General features: G+C 55.9%; 17 protein-coding genes. 3 read left to right on the forward strand and 14 right to left on the reverse strand.

Going from position 1 to position 22,189, the window contains the following annotated elements; translation table 11 throughout:
- Position 1: 1 nt before the first annotated feature.
- The 4 genes from AB8B75_RS13550 to AB8B75_RS13565 form a co-directional block, all read right to left on the reverse strand.
- Positions 2-853, reverse strand: a complete 852-nt coding sequence (locus AB8B75_RS13550) for a DMT family transporter (protein ID WP_405363003.1) — start codon at positions 851-853, stop codon at positions 2-4.
- 41 nt (positions 854-894) lie between these two features.
- Positions 895-1,866, reverse strand: coding sequence for a Gfo/Idh/MocA family protein (locus AB8B75_RS13555; protein ID WP_405363005.1), 972 nt, complete (start codon positions 1,864-1,866; stop codon positions 895-897).
- Between the two features lie 76 nt (positions 1,867-1,942).
- On the reverse strand, positions 1,943-3,523 hold the full coding sequence (locus AB8B75_RS13560; protein ID WP_405363006.1) for an ABC transporter substrate-binding protein: 1,581 nt from the start codon (positions 3,521-3,523) through the stop codon (positions 1,943-1,945).
- Between the two features lie 208 nt (positions 3,524-3,731).
- The gene (locus tag AB8B75_RS13565) at positions 3,732-4,718 is read right to left on the reverse strand and encodes an NAD-dependent epimerase/dehydratase family protein (RefSeq protein ID WP_405363008.1); all 987 of its coding nucleotides are present in this window, start codon (positions 4,716-4,718) and stop codon (positions 3,732-3,734) included.
- A gap of 175 nt (positions 4,719-4,893) precedes the next feature.
- On the opposite strand from AB8B75_RS13565, the gene AB8B75_RS13570 reads away from it, so the two are divergent.
- The 3 genes from AB8B75_RS13570 to AB8B75_RS13580 are packed head-to-tail and all read left to right on the forward strand — an operon-like array spanning position 4,894 to position 7,360.
- Positions 4,894-5,595 carry a creatininase family protein gene (locus AB8B75_RS13570; protein WP_405363010.1) on the forward strand — a complete coding sequence of 234 codons (702 nt, stop codon included), beginning with the start codon at positions 4,894-4,896 and terminating at the stop codon, positions 5,593-5,595.
- Complete coding sequence (locus AB8B75_RS13575) at positions 5,592-6,626, forward strand: ketopantoate reductase family protein (RefSeq protein ID WP_405363011.1); 1,035 nt, start codon at positions 5,592-5,594, stop codon at positions 6,624-6,626. The genes AB8B75_RS13570 and AB8B75_RS13575 overlap by 4 nt, the downstream gene beginning before the upstream one ends.
- On the forward strand, positions 6,623-7,360 hold the full coding sequence (locus AB8B75_RS13580) for an SDR family NAD(P)-dependent oxidoreductase (protein WP_405363012.1): 738 nt from the start codon (positions 6,623-6,625) through the stop codon (positions 7,358-7,360). Before AB8B75_RS13575 ends, AB8B75_RS13580 begins: the two co-directional genes overlap by 4 nt.
- A 48-nt stretch (positions 7,361-7,408) precedes the next feature.
- Here the strand turns inward: AB8B75_RS13580 and AB8B75_RS13585 are convergent, their stop codons facing one another.
- The 10 genes from AB8B75_RS13585 to AB8B75_RS13630 all read right to left on the reverse strand — a co-directional run bounded on the left by AB8B75_RS13585 (position 7,409) and on the right by AB8B75_RS13630 (position 22,170).
- A complete protein-coding gene (locus tag AB8B75_RS13585; protein ID WP_405363014.1) occupies positions 7,409-9,397 on the reverse strand; it encodes a hydantoinase B/oxoprolinase family protein in 1,989 nt (662 codons plus the stop codon).
- On the reverse strand, positions 9,394-11,451 hold the full coding sequence (locus AB8B75_RS13590; protein ID WP_405363016.1) for a hydantoinase/oxoprolinase family protein: 2,058 nt from the start codon (positions 11,449-11,451) through the stop codon (positions 9,394-9,396). Before AB8B75_RS13590 ends, AB8B75_RS13585 begins: the two co-directional genes overlap by 4 nt.
- Before the next feature lie 156 nt (positions 11,452-11,607).
- A complete protein-coding gene (locus AB8B75_RS13595; RefSeq protein WP_405363018.1) occupies positions 11,608-13,047 on the reverse strand; it encodes an amidohydrolase family protein in 1,440 nt (479 codons plus the stop codon).
- Complete coding sequence (locus AB8B75_RS13600) at positions 13,029-14,726, reverse strand: dipeptide ABC transporter ATP-binding protein (protein ID WP_405363223.1); 1,698 nt, start codon at positions 14,724-14,726, stop codon at positions 13,029-13,031. Before AB8B75_RS13600 ends, AB8B75_RS13595 begins: the two co-directional genes overlap by 19 nt.
- Positions 14,701-15,561, reverse strand: a complete 861-nt coding sequence (locus AB8B75_RS13605) for an ABC transporter permease (protein ID WP_405363225.1) — start codon at positions 15,559-15,561, stop codon at positions 14,701-14,703. Before AB8B75_RS13605 ends, AB8B75_RS13600 begins: the two co-directional genes overlap by 26 nt.
- 41 nt (positions 15,562-15,602) lie before the next feature.
- Entirely contained in the window at positions 15,603-16,571 is a 969-nt protein-coding gene (locus tag AB8B75_RS13610; RefSeq protein ID WP_405363020.1) for an ABC transporter permease, read from the reverse strand.
- A gap of 4 nt (positions 16,572-16,575) precedes the next feature.
- Positions 16,576-18,150: an ABC transporter substrate-binding protein gene (locus AB8B75_RS13615; protein ID WP_405363021.1), complete on the reverse strand. Its 1,575-nt coding sequence runs from the start codon at positions 18,148-18,150 to the stop codon at positions 16,576-16,578.
- Positions 18,151-18,804: 654 nt separating this feature from the next.
- On the reverse strand, positions 18,805-19,347 hold the full coding sequence (locus AB8B75_RS13620; protein ID WP_405363023.1) for a dual specificity protein phosphatase family protein: 543 nt from the start codon (positions 19,345-19,347) through the stop codon (positions 18,805-18,807).
- Position 19,348: 1 nt separating this feature from the next.
- A complete protein-coding gene (locus AB8B75_RS13625; RefSeq protein WP_405363024.1) occupies positions 19,349-21,064 on the reverse strand; it encodes a putative 2-aminoethylphosphonate ABC transporter permease subunit in 1,716 nt (571 codons plus the stop codon).
- Positions 21,061-22,170: a putative 2-aminoethylphosphonate ABC transporter ATP-binding protein gene (locus AB8B75_RS13630; RefSeq protein ID WP_405363025.1), complete on the reverse strand. Its 1,110-nt coding sequence runs from the start codon at positions 22,168-22,170 to the stop codon at positions 21,061-21,063. Before AB8B75_RS13630 ends, AB8B75_RS13625 begins: the two co-directional genes overlap by 4 nt.
- Between the last annotated feature and the right edge of the window lie 19 nt (positions 22,171-22,189).

A 22,189-nucleotide genomic window follows, 5' to 3' on the forward strand; every position in this document is an offset into this window, starting at 1 on the left:
TCTAGCTTTTCGTAATCTGTGACGCCGTCCGTGCCGCAATCCTGTCGCGATGTGTGGCGTATCCGACGGAGGCCAAAATCACGCCAGCGCCAGCCCATGTCCAGATATCTGGCACTTCGTCAAAGATCATATAACCAGCACCAACCGCAAAAATCAGCCTTATGTAATCGACCGGCGCCAATGCTGAGGCTTCTGCCAGTTGAAAGGCTCCTACCATCAGGAACTGTCCGACCGTACCCGATGCACCCACAAGAGCCAGCATGGGCAGGTGGCGCGCTTCAAGAGGTCGCCAGGTCAACGCCGCTGGAATGCTGATCAGCAGCAAGCCCAGTGAGGCGGAATACAGCATGATCGCCATCCGGCTCTCAGTTGCGGACAGACTGCGCGTCAGGATCATAAGAAGCGATGAGGCGAATGCAGCGCCTAAAGCGATCAGCATTCCAGGTTCGATTACCGCCATGCCGGGACGCACCACGATCAGCACTCCGATGAACCCGACCACGACCGCTGCAATTCGGCGTGGGCCAATTTTTTCCCCGAGCAGAAGCGCTGCCAGCACAATCACGAAGGTAGCCTGCAAAAATGTCAGCGTTGTCGCAAGCGCCAGCGGCAGCATCACAAACGCCAGATAGAACATCAACATTCCGGTCGCACTGCACAGCGCGCGGCCAAAGTGGGCAGGAAGCCTTGCGGTCCGCATCACCGCTCCGCCTGTCCAAATTACCAATGGCGCCAATGCTACCGCCTGAGCAGTCAAGCGAAACACCGCGATCTGTGCCACTGACAAATCATCCGATAGAAGTCGTACAGTCACCATCTCAGTGGTAAAGAACACCCACGAAAATGCCAGCAATAAAGCGCCCAGTAAATTGCGTGATGGGCGGGTCACGGTGATCAAAGTGATACACGCGCGCCAGAGGCAACCGAGGTCGAGACACCTTCGAACACAGCAATGCCGTTGATCACGTCCTCCTTGGAAATCGGATAGGCCGCGCCTGTTTTGATCGCATCAGCGAAGGCTTCAAACTGCAACCGTTCGGTGGACACACCCGGATAGGTCCAGACTTCACGCACGCCGTCCACTGGCGTCCAGGTCAGGTCGTTTTCACCACGCAATTCAAGCCAGCCCTTTTCACCAAAGACCTGAATGCGAAAGATTGGAGCGGTCGCCGTCATGGCCGTAAGATAGCCCGTTGCGCGGTTTTCAAAACGCAACAACATGTTGGTTGTATCATCAAGGTCGATGTCATGGACCAGCCGATCGCTCTGGGAAAAGACGGAGGTGATCGGGCCCAGTAAATGGATCATAGCATCAATAACGTGGATGCCGGATCCCGCCAGACCACCTGCGGGGCTTTCGACCGGATCGACCCGCCACATGTCTGACGTATAACGCGCGCCAACATGGCCGCTCATGTTGCCTTCGATGTGCAAAACAGTGCCCAGATCGCCGCTGGCAACCATGGCTTTCATCCGCTCTATCGCTGGTAGAAAGCGTCGGTTGTGGCCCGCAGCGAATACAATACCAGCGTCCTTGACCGTTTGCATGGCAGCCTCAGCAGTGGCCCGTGTCAGTGTCACGGGCTTTTCGCAAAACACATGCTTTCCGGCGCGCGCGGCTTGTTTAATTTGCTCTTCATGTTGGGAATGGGGTGTGGCCAGCACAATGCCATCAATCGCTGGGTCGGCCAGCACGGCAGCGAGATCGTCGCCGAGCGCAATGCCATGCGCTGCGCACCAATCAGCCGCCTTTGAGGGCGTTCGTGCGACGGCGCGGGTGAAAGTGACAGTCTCCGAGACACCCTGAACAGCCTCGACAAGAATGCGCCCCCAGCGCCCCGGTCCGATAATTGCCAGACTGATCATACTCTTCTTTCCTTCCAAGAATACGCACCGGCGACCGATGGGCCGCCGGTGCGTTTTATGTGAATGCCTGACAGTGTTACTGAGTCGGCAACGCGTTGATCGCGAGTGTATCCTCATCTGCGCGCGGCAGATATGTCAGCTTTTCAGAGTCTCCTGCCCAGATTGCCGAAAGGTTCACGATCGGAATGGCCATCAAATCATCCATCGTCACCTTCATCGCCTGCTCAAGCAACGACTTGCGTTCACCCTCATCGATTGTGCCCAACGCCGTTTCGACCAACTCATCAATCTCCGGATTGGAGTAGGAGAAGTGGTTGAAAACGCCATAAGAGCCATCTTCGATCTTGGTGTGCACCATCGATGACAGGATGTAGGAGGCTTCACCCGTGAGCGACCCCCAACCATTCATCATCAGCGAGTATTCGCGACCGGATTGTGCCGGGAAATACACCGCACGTGGTGTAGCGTTCACACTTGCATCGATTCCGATGCGGGCAAGCATTGGTCCAAGTGCCGCACAGATATCGCCGTCCATTGGTAAACGGTCAGATGTACAATGCAGATCGACCTGAAAACCATCCGGGTATCCGGCCTCGGCCAAAAGCGCTTTGGCCTTATCAAGATCATAGGACAGTTCCCCTGCCTCGGGAGACCAGCCAAAGAACCCTTCGGTAATGATTTGCGACGCCGGAGTCGCTAGGTCTTCCATCACGCGGCTCGCAATCGCATCGCGGTTTACACCATATGAAATGGCCTGCCGCACCCGAAGATCCTGAAACGGGTTGCTGTCAAGTGCCCCGCCATCTTTGGCACGCACCAATGGTGTTTCATCCCGGTAGTCAGGGAACAGCATGAAAATATAAACCGAAGAGCCGGAAAAGACTTCCAGGCCGTCCTCACTGCGCAACCGTGCCACATCTGTTGGCGGCGCGTAGTTGATCAGGTCCACCCGATCCGACAACAACGCCGCGACACGCGCGCTGTCATTGGAGATTTCAGAGAAGGTGACTTTGTCCCACTTTGCTGCGTCGCCCCAATAAGCATCATTGGGAACAACGACCATGTCGCCCTTTGCAGCCCATGAGTCCAGCTTGTACGGGCCAGTCCCGATGGCCGCCGCGCCAGAGTTAAATTCGGACACAGGTGTGTCGAGAGCAATCTCAGATGGGATAACAAACAAGCGCGTGAGATCCAATGGTAGCGTCGCTGCCGGGCTGTCTGTCTTGAGGGCCACTGTCAAATCGTCAACGACCGAGGCCTCTACAATCCGACGCGTATAGGTGACAAGACCGCCATCGGGGCCCGCAGCCAATGGGATGCGATTGATCGACTGAACCACGTCGGCGGCATCCAGCGTCGAACCATCATGGAAAGTTACACCTTCGCGCAGTTTGAAATGCCATGTGAGATCATCGACCGGCTCCCAGCTTTCGGCGAGACCAGGCTGAAGCTGAAGATTGTCGTCGCGCGCTGTCAGTGTTTCATAGACGTTTTTCATCGCCGAGACGTTGATCCCAATGGCGGAGAAATGAGGGTCCATGGATTCTGCGCCGGAACGGACGCCTATCGTTAGCTCTTCCGCCGTTGCAGCGCCGGCAAGCGCAGTGCTTGCAGCAAGGGCTGCCAAAAGTGGTCTGTTTAATTTGAGTATTTTCATAGGTGAACGTCTCCCACTAGCTTTTTTTGTACGCCAAGGGTGGCGCTGTCATTAGAATAGCCAAGAAAGGCACCATCGCAAAACGCCAAAAAAGCAAAGTATCTACATGCCTTAGTGTCGGATGCCGATACGGTTACTTTGGAAAATTGCGAACAAAGCCCCTCAAGGTCTGTGAAAGTTGCAGCAGGTGTGGGTTTTTGCGCAAGGGCTAACTGTAATTCGCACCATCGCCTTGCAACCATGAATTGTATTCTTCGGCCGACTGATTAATATCACAGCAGGTCACAAGAAGGTCGTCCGCCCGAAGGCGATCCACGGACAACGGACGGCGATCGGTTGGCGCATGTAATGCGATGTTTGCTGCCTCTCCGGGCTCAGCCAATCGACACACGCCCCCCTCAAACCATACGGCCATCGCTTGTCCCCAGGCCAGAACGGACCAGGTCTGCCCGGTCGAAATATTGTAAAGCCGATAAGACAGATCCGTTGCCTGCATTATTGCATCCACGGCGCGGGCCACATCGGGTGCGTAAATCCAGTCGCGATTGTCCAGTCTCTCGACCAGCGCAGGTCGCCCGGCTCGCAGGGCTTCGACGATCTGAAACTGCGGGCTCGGCGTGTCACGCACCGAGGTGCGCCGTTCCCAACGACCAAACACACCCGACAGACGAACATTGATCACATCGAGACCCCAAACTTCCGACATGCGCGCACCTACCCGTTCGGACGCAAATTTTGTAATCGAATAGATACTTTGAGGGTCGGGCGCAGGATTGTCTTCATGCAAGGAGCCCTGCCCGGCGAACGCTGCAGCACCATATGCCCCTGCACTGCTCAGGTTGATGACCCGTCGCACACCCACGTCACGCGCGGCGCGCAAGGCTACCAGAAACCCGTCAAGATTGACCCCAATGGTCAATTCCGGCGTGTCCCTGTCCCGCTCAAGCCCCGCGGTAACGGCGGCTCCGTACACCATCGTATCGATCTTGGTTCTGAACGCCTCGGCCACAGCCCTTGAATCACACACATCGCCAGTTACCACGCGCAACGCACCCGGCAGTGCTGCCAGCGCATCAAGCGCCGATACGGGCGGGCGCGCAATATCAAAAAGCGTAACCGACCGACCCTGCGCCAGAAGATGTTCGACGATATTCAATCCAACGAAGCCGCCGCCGCCAATAACCAGAGTTCCCATTATGACCGTCCTTTTGGCACATTTATTCAATATCACGGATCAAGGCTATTTCTCTCCCCGGCGTGACAGGCTTGACTAAATATACATCGCGAATCCAGCCCGTTCTGTGCAGAGTTCTCACAAATCAGGTTTAGGCACACCAAACATGGTTCAGAACGCTGGAGGATTAGGCAATATGCAGATTTCACAAATGCACTGGCAACAGGTTGAGGAATATCTCAAAACCGATGACCGCTGCATTGTTCCGCTCGGGTCGACCGAACAACACGGGCCGCTAAGTCTAACGGTGGATGCAATCCTCGCCGAAAAGGTTGCGCTGGATGCGGCCCAGCCGCTGGGTGTTCCGGTTTTTCCACGCATGAATTATGGTCTTTGCCCCTATTTCGCAGCCTACCCCGGCAGTGTGACCTTACGGGTCGAGACTTTGCTTGCGGTGGTTCGCGACGTTCTGGACAGTCTCCGCGAAACCGGGTTTCGCCGTGTGTTGATCGTGAACGGACATGGCGGCAACGCCCCTGCGGGTGCAGCGGCGTTGGACGTGATGCGCGATCACCCCGAAATGGCCATCAAGTTTCACAACTGGTGGCAAGCCCCGGACACTTGGGCAAAGGTTCAAGACATCGACCCTGTCGCAAGCCACGCATCCTGGATGGAGAATTTTCCGTGGACGCGTCTTGCAGATGTGGCCATGCCAGATCATCAAAAACCAATGATAGATCTTGAACGGATGCGTGTGATGAGCCCTGAAGCCGTGCGCAACTACTTGGGCGATGGCGTGTTCGGAGGGTTTTACCAAAAACCGGATGAGACGATGCACGCACTGTGGGACGTGGCCGTTGAAGAAACGCGCGCCCTTCTTGAAGGGCCATGGTCGTGACAGCGCCCCTGTTGATCTGGGGCGCAGGTGCGATTGGCGGCACTGTCGGAGCCTATATGATCCGTGCCGGATATGATGTTCTGTTTGTCGATCAGGCCAAAGACCATGTTGATGCACTGAACGAAGCTGGCCTCGCAATCGAAGGCCCGATCGAGGAATTCCACGTCCCTGCCCGCGCCGTAACTCCGGACGATTTAGATGGCACCTTCCCTGTGATCTGGCTCTGTACCAAAGCGCAACACACCGAAGACGCGACACGCGCACTGGTGCCTCACCTGACACCGGATGGATATGTTCTGTCACTTCAAAACGGACTGAACGAAATGACCATCTCCGACATCATCGGGCGGGGTTCAACGCTTGGTGCCTTCGTCAATTTCGGCGCTGATTACCTAGGCCCCGGTCGGGTGTTGTTTGGCGGTCGCGCTGCCGTTGTTGTCGGGGAACTTGATGGTAGCCAAACCGACCGGCTGACGCAGACCCACCGTCTTTTATCGGTGTTTGAGCCCAACGCGATCACGACGCCTCACATCTGGGGGTATCTTTGGGGCAAGCTTGGCTATGGCGCATTGCTGTTTGCTACCGCTCTGACGAATGACAGTATCGCAGACGTGTTGGAGCATGTTGAATACCGCCCCACACTAACGGCGTTGGCGCGCGAGCTGACGGTTCTGGCCGATGCCCAACAGGTCGATCCGCAGGGCTTCAACGGTTATGATCCTGCGGCGTTCCGCCCGGATGCAGATCCATTAATCACGACGGCATCCTTTGCCGCGATGGTGGCCCACAACCGCACGTCCGCCAAAACTCATTCGGGCATCTGGCGCGACCTGGCGGTGCGCAAGCGACGCACAGAGGTGGACCCACAACTGACCAAACCCATCGAAGTTGGCGCCGCGCTTGGCCACCCGATGCCCCTGACCCGCCGCCTTGTGACGTTGATTCAAGATATCGAACAGGGCCATCGGTCGCTGTCTTACGACACGCTCGACGCCTTGAAGGCCGCATTTGATAAAGGAGACTGCTCATGAAGCTCGACCTCAAAGGCCACCGCGCACTTGTCACTGGCGCGGGCCAAGGCATCGGGCGCGCCATCGCTCAGACCCTGCAAGAATCAGGCGCAGCAGTTTCCGGGATCGACATTGACGCGGCAGCCCTGACAGCCCTTGATGGTACAGGCTTATCTACAGCCCAAATTGACGTAACGGATGCCGACGCGCTCGCGAATTACGCGCAGACCGCGGGTGGTTTTGACATCGCCGTTCATGTGGCGGGCGGCGTGCGCGGGCAAGTGGGACGCCCTGTCGAGGATATCTCACCACTGGATTGGGACGCAATCGTTTCGGTAAACCAGACGGCAGCATTCTACTTGGCACGAGCTGTCGCGCCGGAAATGAAAAAGACTGGCTGGGGACGCATTGTTACGATTTCCAGCCGCGCGGGGCTGGATGTGAGCCTGACAGGTATTCAGGCTTACGCCAGTGCTAAAGCCGGGCAAATCGGGCTGGCACGCCAGCTCGGTCATGAGCTGGGGCAATACGGCATAACCGTGAACTCTGTCGCGCCGGGTTTCGTCAGATCAAACCCAACAACAGAGCGTCAATGGGACGCCCTCGGGCCAGAAGGACAAGACAAGCTGGTAAGTGGGATAGCCATGCGCCGACTTGGCAAACCAGAAGACATTGCCGCGGCGGTGATGTTTTTGGTTAGTCCACAGGCATCATGGATAACTGGGCAAGTCCTGTCCGTTGATGGCGGTCGATAAGACGTTATTACTTGTCAGGAATTGGGGAGATCCGTCGCTGACCTGCCCTCAGGCTGGCAGCCCCTTTGTTAATTCGGTCAGTCGGGCGCGGATTCCAGCTGGATCAGCCATCAACGCGGGCAGTCCAACTTTGGCCACCTCGTCAAGGCCCGGCACAGCCGCTTCGATGATGCGGCGACGTGTCTGCGCCCGTATTGTGGCCGGCAGCTTAAGCAAACGGGCGGACAAGGCGCACAGCGTGGCATCATCAAACACACGCTCCCAGGCTTCTCGCTCTGGACCAAAATTGAACGCCGCCCGAAGTGCACCAACTGCCCGCAACGCCCTGGTTGCATCATGATCCACAAGGTTGCCTGAAATGACAACGCCATAATCAAGTTCTGCACGCTCTACCGATACGAACCCCGCGATCACATCGCGCAATACCGCGTCAGGATCGCGTGTGAACGGATCACCAAAACCACCGCCACCCGCTGTCAGGATCGTCAGCCTGTCACCGGCCTCAGCGACATACATGTCCAGTTTGCCGAGATCGCGCTCGTCTGCCAGACCATGATTCAGGATCACGCGACATACGGCACCCGGCCCGCCCTTGGAAATACCCCAGGGACGGAACACAAACCGCTCAAGCCCACGCCCCAGCACGGCGGTGCCGGACCGCGCAATGAAGATGCGCATTTCGAGACCGGTTCCCCCGCGCCAGCATCCAGGTCCGCCACTGTCAGGTCGCAGACCATAAGCCTCAACCACCACTTCGGTGTCGGCTTCCGACCGCTCTACCGGCGTATTGTAAAGATTGGCAAGACCGCTGTCGCGCCCATCCACGCCGTCGCCACCCTCGCGCGCACCGGTGCCACCGACAAGCGACTGGATGACAACCACCGACCGACTGCCCGTTTTAGCGTCTTGTTCGGCAATCACTGTTGGCACGACTGTGCCGCCGGACGGGGCCGGGATAAGTCCGGGCAGCGCGGTTGCAATAGCACCGACCACCGCGTCGTTGATCCGGATGGCAGTAGCATGGCGCACGCCGACCGCCGCAGGAAATTCCGGGTTCAGCACCGTCCCCTTTGGCACATGTACCGTGATATTCTCGAACAGGCCAAAGTTCAGCGGCACCGTGGGATCATAACTGCCGATCAAATGCATGAGCTTTAGGGTCAACCATGGGTGGCGCAATCCGCCTGTGGGCACATTGTAGGCCGCGATGACCTGAGGGTCCGACCCGGTGAAATCAAGGTGGACCTGACCATCCTTCACGGTCATCTCGACCCGGATCCGGATCGGGATGCAAGTGGCATAATCGTCGTCCATGTAATCCCAAAACACGTAGGTGCCGTCGGGGATGCGACGTTGCACCGCCAGCGCCTTTTGGCAGGCGTAGTCCACTGTATCAACCTGCGCGGTTTGAAACGTATCGATACCATGGCGCTCAATCAGATCAGCAACGCGTCGCTCTCCGACGGTGAGCGCTGCCAGCATCGCCCTGATGTCACCCATATTCAGATCAGGCACACGGCAATTCGCACGATAGATCGTCTCGAAGTCTTTGTTGAGAGTACCAGCCTTGACCAGCTTCATCGGCGGGATTTGCAGCCCTTCTTGAAACAGCTCGGTGAAACGAGGAGAGATTGAGGACGGAACACCGCCACCAATGTCGGCAGAATGGATGAAGTCCCAACCGTAACACACTATTTTGCCGTCATGGAAATACGGCTTGATCAGTTGAAGATCCGGCATGTGCGTGGAGAGCCCGCCACTGAGATACGGGTGATTGGTAATAATGACATCACCCGGTTCAAGATCGGGAACGGCGCGGATCGCAACACCGCAATCAAGATCAAGAAACCCCGATACGCCCATGTTGGACGGGTAACAAAAGAACTTGCCATCCAAGTTTGCAAGGGCGGTGGCAAAATCGGCGGCATCCTTTACGTAGGTGGAGCGTGCCGTGCGCGCCAGCGTGATTGCCATTTCCTCGGTAACGGCCTGCATCTGGGTTTGCAAAATCTCAAGCAGAACAGGATCAAGCTTCACGGTGCATCCCCCATCCGGCGGATAAGCAGATTGCCCAACGTATCCGATACAGCACGCCAACCCGGCAGAATGACAACAGTGGTATCGGGCTGTTCCACGATCGCGGGCCCGTCAATAGTTGCACCACTTCCAATGGCAGAACGATCATAGACCGGCACATCCCGCCAATCCTGATAATACATGCGCCGTACTGTCCTGGGTTTGGGCAGATCGCCCGATTCTGATTTTGGCAGCCCGATCTGTTCAACGCGCCCCACTACCGACAAGCGCAGCGTCGTCACTTGAACTGCAGAGTCCGTTTCGACAAACCCATAGAGCCGCTCGTGCTCGGCGTTGAAATGATCCATCAAGTCAGTTGGCGTCAGGCGGTCAAGTGCATAATCAGGAACCGCGATGGGCAGCTCAAACGCTTGCCCCGGATAGCGCATGTCGCAGGTCAGGCGCAGTTCGTGAGAGCCAATAAGGTCGCCTTCTGCCGCAACCCACTCCAAAGCTTCGGCTTCAATCTCGGCAAGCAGAGAGGTGATCTTTTCCCAATGCGCACCGCTGCGATCCGTTGTGATCCGGGCCTGACGCACATATTCGCGGCGCACGTCCGCCAAAATAGCACCTAGGGCGCAGAATGTTCCTGGAAGTTGCGGCACCAATACACCTTCAAGGCGCGCTTCCTCGGCCAGAAGGTTGGCGTGGGTCGGGCCCGCTCCTCCAAAGGCGGCCAGCACAAAGCCGCGTGGGTCCAATCCCTTTTCAGCCATCAGTTTACGCAATTCGGTCGCCATCCGGGCCGTCGCGACCATTAGGGCAGCTGATGCGGTGGCTACCGCCGTTTCCTGTCCTGCGGCGGTTCCCGTCTGCGCAAGCTTTTCAGCGGCGGACTCGACATCGAGCGCCAGACGCCCATCGTTAAATCGCAGCGGGTCGAGATAGCCCAGCGTCAGATAGCAATCCGTGATCGTGGGGCGTGTGCCGCCGCGTCCATAGCACACGGGACCAGGATCAGCGCCCGCGCTTTCAGGCCCGACTTTCAGTAACCCCTGTGCATCGCTCCAAACAATCGATCCGCCGCCTGCCCCAATGGCGGATACGTTCACGACAGGTAGCATCAAGGGATAATCCCCGATAAGCGTCGAGTTGGTAAACTCAAGCTGACCCCCTCGGGTGATCGAGATATCGGTACTGGTTCCGCCCATGTCGAATGTAATCAGATTTGGCGCATCGGGCGCTGTGCGTGTTGCCGCCAGCACACCGGACGCGGGGCCCGACAGCACAGTATCGACGGGGCGGGCGCGTGCAGTTTCCAGCGAAACGGTGCCGCCATTATTCGCAGTGATGTAGATTGGTGCGTTGATCCCCTGACCTGCAAAGCGTTTTTGCAGACGCTCGAAATAGCTTTCCATCAAGGGATGCACGTAACTGTTCATGCAGGTGACAAGAGCGCGCTCGTATTCCCGCATTTCGGGCCAGATCGAGGCTGACGGAGTGACGGGAATGCCCGGCAATGCATCGGCGAGGTGGCCAGCAACTTCGGCTTCGAGCATTGGGTCACGATAAGAATTCAGCAGCATGACCGCTACCGCTTCATGCCCTTCACGCGCGATCTTTGCGGCGACTGCTGCGATTTCATCTGGGTCGGCGGGTGTCATGACCGAGCCATCGCTCAGCCCACGCGCGCCTATTTCGAAAACAGATTCACGCGGGATCAGCGGTGCTTCTCGTCCGGCCGTGAAATCATAGGAATTCGGCATTCTTGCGCGGGCAATCTCCATAACATCGCGATTGCCTCGAGAGACCACAAGCGCAACACGCGCGCCCTTTTGCTGAATAATGGCATTGAGCGCGAGTGTGGTTCCGTGAACAACCAACTCGATAGCGCCCGGCGCGATCTTCTCGCGGGCAATAAGCACTTCAACACCCGCTTCAACGGCACGCGATGGATCGGAAGGCGCGCTCGGTTCCTTGTGAAAGGCGATCCGGCTACTTTCCATGTCTGCCAGAACAAAATCCGTGAACGTTCCACCCACGTCGATGCCTAACCGATACCGCCCGCCCGCCATCAGACGTATCCGCCGCAAGTAGTTAGAAAGGGTCGGAACAGCAGAGAATTGAGCGACCCCTTGTTGTGGCGCCTCATAAAATATTCACAGTCCATAAATCTTGAATGCTCCGGTTTGGTAACTGTCAACACGATCCGATGTTCGAGGTATTTCTGTTCAATAACGTGTTGCTCCAAAAAATCCTTCGGGGATGTCCGTAAGCGCATGCCGGCCGGTTCTCTCCAACATAGTTTCCGTGGCGGTTTGAGCTTCATTCAGAATAGCGGCCTCGTTCACCGACGCCAGTTGACGGCCTTGCATCAGTATATTTCCATTTACGATCACTGTGTCCACATCGGCGCCGTTGGCAAAACAGGCTACACGATAAGGTATCATGTTGTGGGGAAACAAATGTGGCTTGGCCACATCGATAAGAATAACATCCGCTTTCTTGCCAACGTCCAGCGATCCGATTTCATCCTCCATCCCAAGAGCTTTGGCGGCATCGATTGTGACCATTTCCAAGGCCTTCCCCGGGGGCAAAATACCAGGATCGCGGAAGTGGCGGCGATGATAATGCATGGCCTGCTGGACATGGCGGAACATATCGCCAGACCGGTCGGGCGCTGTAGCGTCCGAGCCAATGCCAACCGTAACGCCTGCATCCATCAATTCAATCGCCCGACACCGACCCAACACCGATCCAATCGCGGAGGCATTGTGCGCAATCTTGACATCAAAATCCGCACAAATGGCAATTTCGTCATCGGTAAAATCCGTGGAGTGCGACAGCAAAGCCTCGGGTCCTAAAATCCCAAGGTGGTCTTTGGCAAACTGCACGGTTCCGGTTTTGTGACCGTCTTGCGTAAAAACCAGACCATGTTCGCGCGCCACCCGGCTGGCCGTCTGGGCCTGACGCACCATCTCTGCTTTTTCGCTGCTCCCAGCGGTCTCCAAATGCTCGACCCGCAACGTCGGCGAAAGCATACAGATGTTCAACCGGCCTCCTTCTGCGCCATGATGGTCCCGGATCAATGTCTCACACGTGGCGATCTGCTGTTCAAAGCTGACGGATATCTCCGTGCGCTTTCCGCTTTCCCAATTAGCATAGGTCCAAGGATGGGTCGCCCGACACGGGCCCACCGCCAAAACGACCCGGATTCCGAGATCACGGATGGCGTCGAAATGCGCCTTGCCGTAAATCGGATCATCCGTGCGCATCACACTGTCGCCACCGCCGAGCAAGGACACACCACAAGTGACACCGGATTTCAGCCGCTCCAACCCAGCAAGAGCGGCCTCCGCGCGCCAGAAATGCGTGTCTGAAGCCGTTGTATACACTTCACCACAGGTTTCGTACCATGCTTCGCTGTCGCCACCCCCCATGGTTTTGATCAACCCGTGACCTGCATGGGCATGAACATCAACCAAGCCCGGCATGATCGCCATACGGGTCCCGTCAATTACCTTTTCCGCCGGGTAGTGGGAGGCAATTTCCTGCGTTGGACCGACAGCAGTAATCCGGTCGTCCTTGATCACAACCGAGCCGTTGTCAATCACACGGCGCGTCTTGTCCATCGTGATAACCGTGGCGTTGTCTATACGGATGCTGGCCATTGGGTGTCCTTTACTATGAGAGGTTGGAGGTCTGGCAGGCGTGGAAGATAGGAAATCAGGTCTTGGCTGTAGGCCGCCTTTGGAGTTTCGAAAAGCGTCTCAGTTGCCGCCACTTCGACGAGCCGTCCTTGATGCAACACCCCAACCCGGTCACACATCTGGCGCACGACCGGCAGATCATGGGTAATAAACAACATCGACAATCCAAGGTCATCGCGCAAATCTTTGAGAAGGTTCAGGATCTGAGCCTGAATGGAGACATCCAACGCAGAGGTTGGTTCATCACATATCAAAACATCTGGCCGACCCGCCAAGGCTCGGGCGATCGCGATCCGCTGTCGCTGCCCACCTGAAAACGCGTGCGGCTTACGTGTGGCAGCGTCTGCTGGCAGACCGACGCGCTCCAACAAGGTTGTCACCAGATGCAATGCTTCTGATCTCGGCACGTTCTGCATCGGTTCCATCACGGCTTCCATAACGCTCATACGGCGATTGAGTGAACTGAATGGATCCTGAAACACCATTTGCAAACCCGACCGATAAGCGCGCATAAAACGAGGATGCGTTGTGGCGCCAAACGGTTTTCCGAGCAAGCGGACCTCGCCCGACGTAGGACGCAACAAACCTGCGGCAATCTGAGCCAGAGTGGATTTGCCCGACCCGCTTTCACCAACCAAACCAAATATCTCTCCCCGGCCAATTTCGAAGGACACATCATCCAGCGCGCGCACGCCCCCACCTGAGCCAACGAAACGCCCGCCGCCAAACACTTTGCCCAAACCCGAGATCGAAAGAGGCACGTCTTTTGATGCACTCGGGCGGTTACGCAGCCACTTTTCAAGCCTGCGATCACTGGCGATCGCGCCACTATCCGGCAGAGCAAAACGGTCGATACGGCGATGACTTGGCGGCACCGCAGCAATCAACGTTCGGCTGTAGGGTGCCATGGGTCGGGACAAAATCTGTTGCTTGGTACCGGTTTCAACAGAGGCGCCGTGTCGCATGACGACAGCACGATCTGCAATTTCGGCCACCGCCCCCATGTCATGTGTGATCAGCAGACACGCCATGCCCCTGTTCTGACAAAGCGTGCGGATCAACCGCAGAATCTGAGCGCGGACCGAAACATCCAAGGCGGAGGTCGGTTCATCGGCAATCACGACACGCGGCTTACAGGCCAGAGCAAGGGCAATCACGACACGTTGGCGCATCCCACCTGAGAACTGATGGGGATAGGACTGAACCCGCGCCTCGGCATCCGGGATGCCAACCTCTTCCAGCATTTCAACAGCGCGCGTGCGCGCTTCGGATTTTGACAGGCCCAGATGATGGCGCACCATATGGACCAACTGGCTTTCGACGGTGAACAAAGGATTGAGCGCGGTTTGCGGGTCTTGAAAAATCACGCTGATATCGCGCCCCCGCACGTGTGAGGCGCTATAGTCTATAGGCACACCGTCAAGGCGCATCTCGTCAGCGTTCCAGCGGCCTGGCGGATCAACCAGATCCAGCAATGCCGCACCGACCGAGGATTTGCCCGCCCCGCTTTCGCCAACGACTGCGACCACCTCTCCGGGTGCGGCATCGATATCCAGATTGCTGACCGCAGGGACCTTCCCATAGACCACACTCAAACCGCGAATGCGAAGCCTATTATCCATGGCGCGGGTTAAGTGCATCACGCAGCCAATCCCCAAAAATATTGACTGACAGCACCAGCATCACCAGCGTCACGGCAGGAAAAACAACGACCCACCAGACACCGGAAAACAGGTTTTCGTTGCCGATGCGGATCAACGTTCCAAGCGAGGGCTGAGTGACGGGCATACCGACACCCAGAAATGAAAGCGTGGCCTCAGCCAGTACCGCCAACCCAAGATTGATCGTGGCAATGACGATCACCGGGGAAAGCACGTTTGGCAAGATGTGGCGATGCAGGATGCGCGTATCGCTGAGCCCTGAAATCCGCGCGGCCTTGACGTAGTCCAGTGCGCCTTCGGCCAGTGTCTGGCCTCGCACGGTCCGCGCGTATTGTGTCCACTCATTGATCGCAATTGCGAGGATCAGCACATAAATCGCATAGTCCCCCTGCCGGGTGTCGGGCAAAACGCCGCGTGCGATACCGCTGACCAACAGAGCGATCAGAATGGTTGGAAAGCTGAGAATGACATCTGCAAAGCGCATCAGGACCGCGTCCAGCCATCCCCCTCGAAAGCCCGCGATCAGCCCAATTAGGGTTCCGACCGATGCCGAAATCGCAACAGCTGCAAAGCCGACGATCAGCGACACGCGCATGCCATAGAGGATCGCTGACAAGACATCTCGCCCCTGCGTGTCGGTGCCCAGCAAAAACCGCGCATCCCCCCCATTGATCCAGATCGGGGGCAATTCGCTGTCCATGAGGTTGAAACTGCCCAATGCAAAGGGATCATGCGGCGCGATCAACGGCGCAAATGCGGCCGACAGAATGAGCAACCCGGCCACGATTGCCGAGACCAACGCTTTGGGCGACATCAAAACCTGACGACCCAGACCGATCGGAGCATTCAATGCCGTCACCCTTGCACCCGGAGCCGCGGGTCAACCAGTGCGTAAGTGATGTCTACGATCGCGTTTAGAGCGACGAAAACAAGACCCACAAACATCAGATAGGCTGCCATTACCGGCACATCGACAAATTGAACCGCCTGAATGAACAAAAGCCCCATTCCCGGCCATTGGAACACACTTTCCGTGACGATTGCAAAGGCGATCAACCCACCAATCTGCATCCCTGTAATCGTCAGAACTGGCATAAGCGCGTTCTTGAGCGCAAGGCGATAATGGATCGATGACGAGGGCAATCCACGTGCCCGCGCAAAGCGGATATAGTCGCTTTGGAGTATTTCAATCATCTCGGTGCGCACCAGACGCATGATCAATGTCATTTGAAACAGCGCCAAAGTCAGCGACGGCAGCGCAATCGCCCGCCACCCACTGGCTGTCAAAAAGCCGGTGGACCACCAGCCAAGATCAATGGTGTCCCCGCGTCCAAAGGATGGCAGCCATCGCAGTGTCACCGCAAAGAACAGGATAAGCATGATCCCTGTCACAAATGTTGGAGTGGAAACACCTATGAGCGATACCGCTTGCACCGCGTTCGACAGTACGCCGTTTGGACGGATCGCCGTAATGACGCCGAGCGGGATCCCGATGGCAAGTGCCAGAACTGTTGCCGCCAGTACAAGTTCCAGTGTCGCCGGAAGACGCTCGGCGATCAGATCCGAAACCGGGCGTTGGTTACGATAAGACACCCCGAAATCACCTTGCACGGCGCGCATAAGGAAGGCCGCAAACTGCACCGGCACTGGATCATCCAGACCCAATGCCGCGCGCAGTTCCTGCTTTTCCTGCACAGTTGCGTCTTCGCGGCTCATGGATTGAACCGGGTCACCGACGAAACGAAACATGACGAAGCTGAGCAAGCCCACCGCAAGAACAACGAGAACAGCTTGCCCAAGACGGCGCCGGATAAAACGCAACACTGCTTTAGTTTACGGTATAGTGCCACGCACGGAAGTAGTTGTCGGGGAATTGGATAACTTCGATCCCATCACGCGTTGCCCAGCTCAGTGGTTGCTGATGCAGCGGGATATACGCAATGTCTTCTCTCGCGATTTTCATGGACTCTGCGATCAACGCGACACGTTTTTCCTCGTCCATTTCAGACGCCGCCATCACTGCAATTTCGTCCATCCGCTCGCTGGAATAGCCATTTGGATTGTTCCCACCCCAGTCGTCTTTTCGCGTGGCCAGCATTGCCGAAAGCGGGCTAAAGCCGTCCATTGCGGGCAAAGTCGCCCAACCAATCATATAGATATCGGTTTCAGCCCGATCGACCTTGGGAAAATGGTTGGCTTTGGTCTGCGTTGTCAGGTCAACCTCAACACCAATCCCCGCCCACATCGACGCAATCGCAAGGCAGATCTCTTCATCGTTGATGTAGCGGTCATTCGGGCAGTCCAGGCCGGTGGTAAACCCATCAGCAAATCCAGCTTCGGCCAGCAAAGCTTTGGCCGCGTCAACGTCGAATTCGGGCTTTGTATCTGTTGCAGCTTCGTATCCGCCGATTTGTGGTGCGATCATAGAACCTGAAATGCGGGCATTGCCGCGCATCACTTTGGCCTTGATCGCCTCCATATCAATGGCACGCCACAAGGCTTCACGCACCCGCACATCTTTGAGCGGGTTCACCCCTGACCCAGGCATTGCGTGCAATTCGTCACCGCCCACATTGATGCCGAACATGATTGTCCGCAGCGATGGGTTTTGCAACGGTGTTACGCCTTCTGCCACTTCCAGACGGTCTGTATCCTGTAGTGGTGCCGGCGTGATCACGTCCACCTCCCCAGACAACAATGCCGACACACGGGTGGCATCTGAATTGATCGGAGTGAATTCAATCGACGAAATGTTGTGCGTAGGCGTATCCCACCATGCAGGATTTGCCGCGAGTACCGACTTGGCGTCTGGCTGGCGGCTTTCCAGAATAAAGGGACCCGTGCCGTTGGCATTGTCAGACGCATAGGTCACGACGCCGGTGGTTGTGTTGCCAGGCAATGTGGCATCATTGGCGGCCAACCATTCCGCGTCCATGATGAAGACACCTGACAGCTTGTTCAAGATCAGCGGGTCAGGTGCCTTCAGAAGGATGTCGACTGTCAGATCGTCGACGGCTTCTGCCCCCGAAACGCTCGCCAGGTTGCCTTTGGCCCGCGCGTCAGGATGGATCAATCTCGCGATGGAAACCACAACATCCTCTGCCGTGAATGGCGCGCCGTCATGAAACGTGACACCGTCGCGCAATGCGAAGCGAACGCGCGTCGGCTCTATAACCTCCCACGAAACCGCAAGGGCCGGTTCAAATTTTAGTTCTGCGTCGCGTCGCACAAGTGGCTCATAAATGTGGTGCAGAAAAGATGACGTGAAACTTTCGGTGTGTGCGTAAGGGTCAAGGGTCAAAACATCACCCGCATTGGCCCACCGCAGTGTCTCGGCGGACGCTGAGCCAGCGACCAGCATGACCGAAAAAGTACCCGTCATCATTAGTGTTCGAAGTGTCATGTAAGTTCCCCCAGATTCATAACATACATGAAAATCACCCTGCCTTGAAGGGCGGCTTTGCCCCTAACAAAAGAACGAAAAACACCGATATTGCTTCTTTGGATGAGCCAATTGCCTATTAAAAGGTCATTTGTTGTTCGGCGCCGTCATTCGAGCGACACATCAACATCCGCAGGCCAGGTTCGGATATGAATTTTGTTGTCCGGTATCAGGGTTTTAGAACGTCTCCATCAATTTAACCGAGAGCGTTCTCGGCTGATATCACCGGCATGGTAATCCCTCAGGAGTCCTGTCTTGCTCAGAGGTTACTTTGGTCCGCAGCATTTTAGTCGTCATAACCGGTGGGCATTCAAAGAGAAAACTAAGAAATGGCCGTTCTAGCCATTATTCAAGGAAAAACAGAAAAATGCACGGCGTGTGGTATGGGTTTTCGTTGACGTGATCACTGGGCGTCTTCGACGCAATAAATCAACTATATTCCCATAAACTCACAATCATTCTGCAGATGCAAAAACACCCCAGACCGACAACTATCACGATAACTTAGCATCCATGATGGGTCTGTGTCACTCGCCTCGCGACATTTGTTTCAAACCATTAACACGTGCCTTTCCTAGATTGGTGTTCTGACATCAAGTATGCAGTTTCAAAGCATCAAACTAACAAATCGGTCAAATATTTTTCCTGCGCGCGCGTTTCGATCGCGCCCGGTCTGATCGCGCGCACTTTTTCGATCGCACACTCGGCCGAACATCCCGAGCGCACAAGCAGTTCTGCGCAGAACATTCCTGTTCGGCCCAAGCCTGCCGCACAATGCACCACGACATGAGATGGTCCTGACAGAATTCCGTTCAATTGGTCCGCGTCGCGCGTCAATGCTTCTTTAAAAGCTGATCCGGGCGTCGACATGTCCCTGATCGGAAAATGGAACAACCTTAATCCGTGATTGTGAAGGGTCTCCGCATAGTCCGGCACGCCCATCGCTATAAGCTCGGCTGGTTCCACGAGGCAAATCACCGCCTCTGCGCCCCAGCGTTTCAACGGCTGCAAATCCTCCTCCAAGTTGCGCGACCAGACGCGCCCCTTCCCGTCTACGTGGCACCGTCCCGGTAAATGCGTCAAAAGCAGCGATGCAGGACCCACGTTCAGGACTGAATCGCACCGAAGCGTGCCAGTGCACGGATAGGGTTCGCCCATCTTATCGGACCCGCCACGCTTGACTGCGTTGGATCAGCCACGCGCCAAATCCAAGATGGAGCAACCGCACGATTACGCAAGCATAGACAATCAACATCCCCATGGCAGCAGCAGCAGCGGATTCACCCATCTCGTCCAGATGGATCGCTGCGACAGACGCGACTTTGGTTTCGGATCCATAGAGGAAAATTATTCCCGACACAGTCGTCATGGACGCAAGGAACAAGTAAATCGAGATCTCAAGCAGTACAGGAATGCTGATCGGTAAAGTCACACGAAAGAAGCTTTTGTAAAGTGGCACTTTGAGCGAAAGCGAGACCCCTTCCATCGCAGGATCAATCTGTCGCAGGGCCGACGTCGCCGTTAGGTGGGATACTGTATAGAAATGAATGATTGTACTAGCGATCAGTATTGTAAAGCCGCCATACAGAATCTGCATTGGGTTGTCCCGATGGTTGATGAACATCAGATGCGACAACCCCAGCACGAGGCCCGGCACCGCAATCGGAATCATCGAAAATCCACCGACGACGGTGCGTAATGGCGGTGCAGTTTTTGACTTTTCAATGATGTATGCACCCACAAAAGCGGCAGTGGTGCCGAATACGGAAACTGCCAAAGCAAGTTTGAGTGAGTTGAAGAAATTCTCCCAACCGACCCCTGCAACATTAAATTGGTAGTGATCGAATGTGAGTGAAAGGTTGTACGGCCAGAATTTTACCAAAGACGCGTATTGCGCCATGCAAACGATGCCAAGGGTCGCAATCGCAATCAGGCTACAATACGCCAGTGCGGCGAGATCAACCCAGCGATCTCTTTTCGGAGCATAGGGGACGGATTGCGAGGACATGGCAGTGCGCTGACGTTTTTTAACTTGCCGATCAATCAGAAAAGCGGCAACAGCTGGCATCAACAATACAACGGAAACAACTGCTCCCATTGAGAAATTCTGCTGTCCTACGACTTCTTTGTAGATATCCGTAGACAACACATTGTAGTTACCGCCAATCACCTTGGGCACGCCAAAATCGGTAATAACAAGAATAAACGCCACCATCGTCGCACTGATTATTCCATAGACTGCCCCTGGCAAAGTCACCGTGCGAAAGATGCGCCAACGTCCTGCCTTAAGCACTTGAGCAGATTCATAGAGCCTTGCATCGCTGAGAGAAAAAGCGGCCACAAGGATCACCAGGACATGTGGGAATGTCCACAAGACTGACCCCAACACAATCCCAATGGGACCGTAGATCGAGTTGCCAAACATCCAGGATTTGAGAACGCCTTGATTGCCAAAGAAGTAAACCAGCGAAATTGCCTTGATCACCGATGGCATCAGAAGCGGCGCAAAGCCGATGACCTTGAAGAATGGCTTGAAGGGCATGTTTGTGCGGGTCAATGCAAAGGCGAAACCGAAGGCAAGCGTCGTTACAATGATTGCCGTCAAACTGGACACGAACAGGCTGTTGGTCAAAGACACATACCGAGCGGGATTGCTCAGATAGGCCACGTAGTTTGATATGCCGACCCACCCACCACCTCGATCCGTAAAGCTTTTGGCAATCAGCATGCCCAGGGGAAGTGCCAACAGCACAGTGAACGCAGCCGCATAGAACCACAGCACCAGGCTGAACACACGATCACTTTGGCCCTTCGTTCGACGGGTATCAGGCGAAGAGGCGTTAACGTGTCCCAGCCCGGACGCCGCTTTAGTCATCGCTGGTCACCGTCTAGGATCACGACGGCATGAGCCGGGACATGGAGGGTAACCTGCGCACCAGGCGCCAGGTTGCCAAGCAGCGTATCAGCGCTCCACAGATCTGCGTAAAGTTCCCCTTCCAAAGCTGGTGATGCGAGAAAAATCCGGTCTGTCGCACCGCGGGTTTCACGATCAATGACCGTGGCCGAGATCGCGTTCTGCGTACCATCATCCGAAAGGCTCAGCACGACATGTTCTGGCCTAAATGCAAAGGTCACGTCGGAGCCAACCGCGCGTTCATCGGGCGCGCATTGTAATGTAAGGCCGCCGACAGATAGCTGGTCCTGTGCGACTTTGCGCCCCAGAAACATATTCATCGATCCAATAAAACTGGCAATGAAACGCGAGTTTGGCTTATGGTAGATTTCTGATGGTGCACCGATTTGCTTGATTTGGCCTGCTTCCATCACGGCGACACGATCCGCCATCGAAAGCGCCTCTTCTTGATCGTGTGTGACCATGATCGTCGTCACACCGAGGTTTTTTTGGATCTGTTTGATCTCTCGGCGCAAGTGGTGACGCACTTGTGCGTCCAACGCCGAAACTGGTTCATCCAGCAACAGCAAACCAGGAGAGGTCGCAAGGGCACGTACCAGCGCCACCCGCTGTTGTTCACCGCCAGACAATTGGCCGGGGTATTTGTTGCGATGCCCGGACAGGCGCACCATTGCCAGCAGCTCTTCAAGCCGTTTCATATCCGCTTGCCGCGCAGCCCCTTTGGTCCGGATACCGTAACAGATATTATCCCAGACTGTCAGGTTGGGAAACAGAGCGTATGACTGAAACACGATGCCAAAATCGCGTTGTTCCACCGGCAGTTGGCCAATGTCAGTTCCATTTTGAACAATATTGCCGGAACTCTGTGTCTCCAGGCCCGCAATGCACCGCAAAAGCGTCGTCTTGCCACAGCCCGATGGCCCAACGAGGCATAAGAACTCGCCTCTATCCACCGAAAAACCAACGCCTTTCAAAGCCTCGAATTTGCCGAAGGTCTTTTTGATCTGGAGGATTTCCAGATAGGGAGATGTGCTCGCGGCTTGTTCAGTCAACGTCATCTCGTTCATGTGTTTTCACTTAATGAAA

It is taken from the genome of Roseobacter sp. (assembly GCF_045106495.1).
GTDB lineage: Bacteria > Pseudomonadota > Alphaproteobacteria > Rhodobacterales > Rhodobacteraceae > Roseobacter.

Coding starts and splice junctions, on each gene's coding strand:
- AB8B75_RS13555 (WP_405363005.1), bottom strand. CDS start 1,866: ATGATCAGTCTGGCAATTATCGGACCGGGGCGCTGGGGGCGCATTCTT.
- AB8B75_RS13560 (WP_405363006.1), bottom strand. CDS start 3,523: ATGAAAATACTCAAATTAAACAGACCACTTTTGGCAGCCCTTGCTGCA.
- AB8B75_RS13565 (WP_405363008.1), bottom strand. CDS start 4,718: ATGGGAACTCTGGTTATTGGCGGCGGCGGCTTCGTTGGATTGAATATC.
- AB8B75_RS13570 (WP_405363010.1), top strand. CDS start 4,894: ATGCAGATTTCACAAATGCACTGGCAACAGGTTGAGGAATATCTCAAA.
- AB8B75_RS13580 (WP_405363012.1), top strand. CDS start 6,623: ATGAAGCTCGACCTCAAAGGCCACCGCGCACTTGTCACTGGCGCGGGC.
- AB8B75_RS13590 (WP_405363016.1), bottom strand. CDS start 11,451: ATGGCGGGCGGGCGGTATCGGTTAGGCATCGACGTGGGTGGAACGTTC.
- AB8B75_RS13595 (WP_405363018.1), bottom strand. CDS start 13,047: ATGGCCAGCATCCGTATAGACAACGCCACGGTTATCACGATGGACAAG.
- AB8B75_RS13600 (WP_405363223.1), bottom strand. CDS start 14,726: ATGCACTTAACCCGCGCCATGGATAATAGGCTTCGCATTCGCGGTTTG.
- AB8B75_RS13605 (WP_405363225.1), bottom strand. CDS start 15,561: ATGTCGCCCAAAGCGTTGGTCTCGGCAATCGTGGCCGGGTTGCTCATT.
- AB8B75_RS13615 (WP_405363021.1), bottom strand. CDS start 18,150: ATGACACTTCGAACACTAATGATGACGGGTACTTTTTCGGTCATGCTG.
- AB8B75_RS13620 (WP_405363023.1), bottom strand. CDS start 19,347: ATGGGCGAACCCTATCCGTGCACTGGCACGCTTCGGTGCGATTCAGTC.
- AB8B75_RS13625 (WP_405363024.1), bottom strand. CDS start 21,064: ATGACTAAAGCGGCGTCCGGGCTGGGACACGTTAACGCCTCTTCGCCT.
- AB8B75_RS13630 (WP_405363025.1), bottom strand. CDS start 22,170: ATGAACGAGATGACGTTGACTGAACAAGCCGCGAGCACATCTCCCTAT.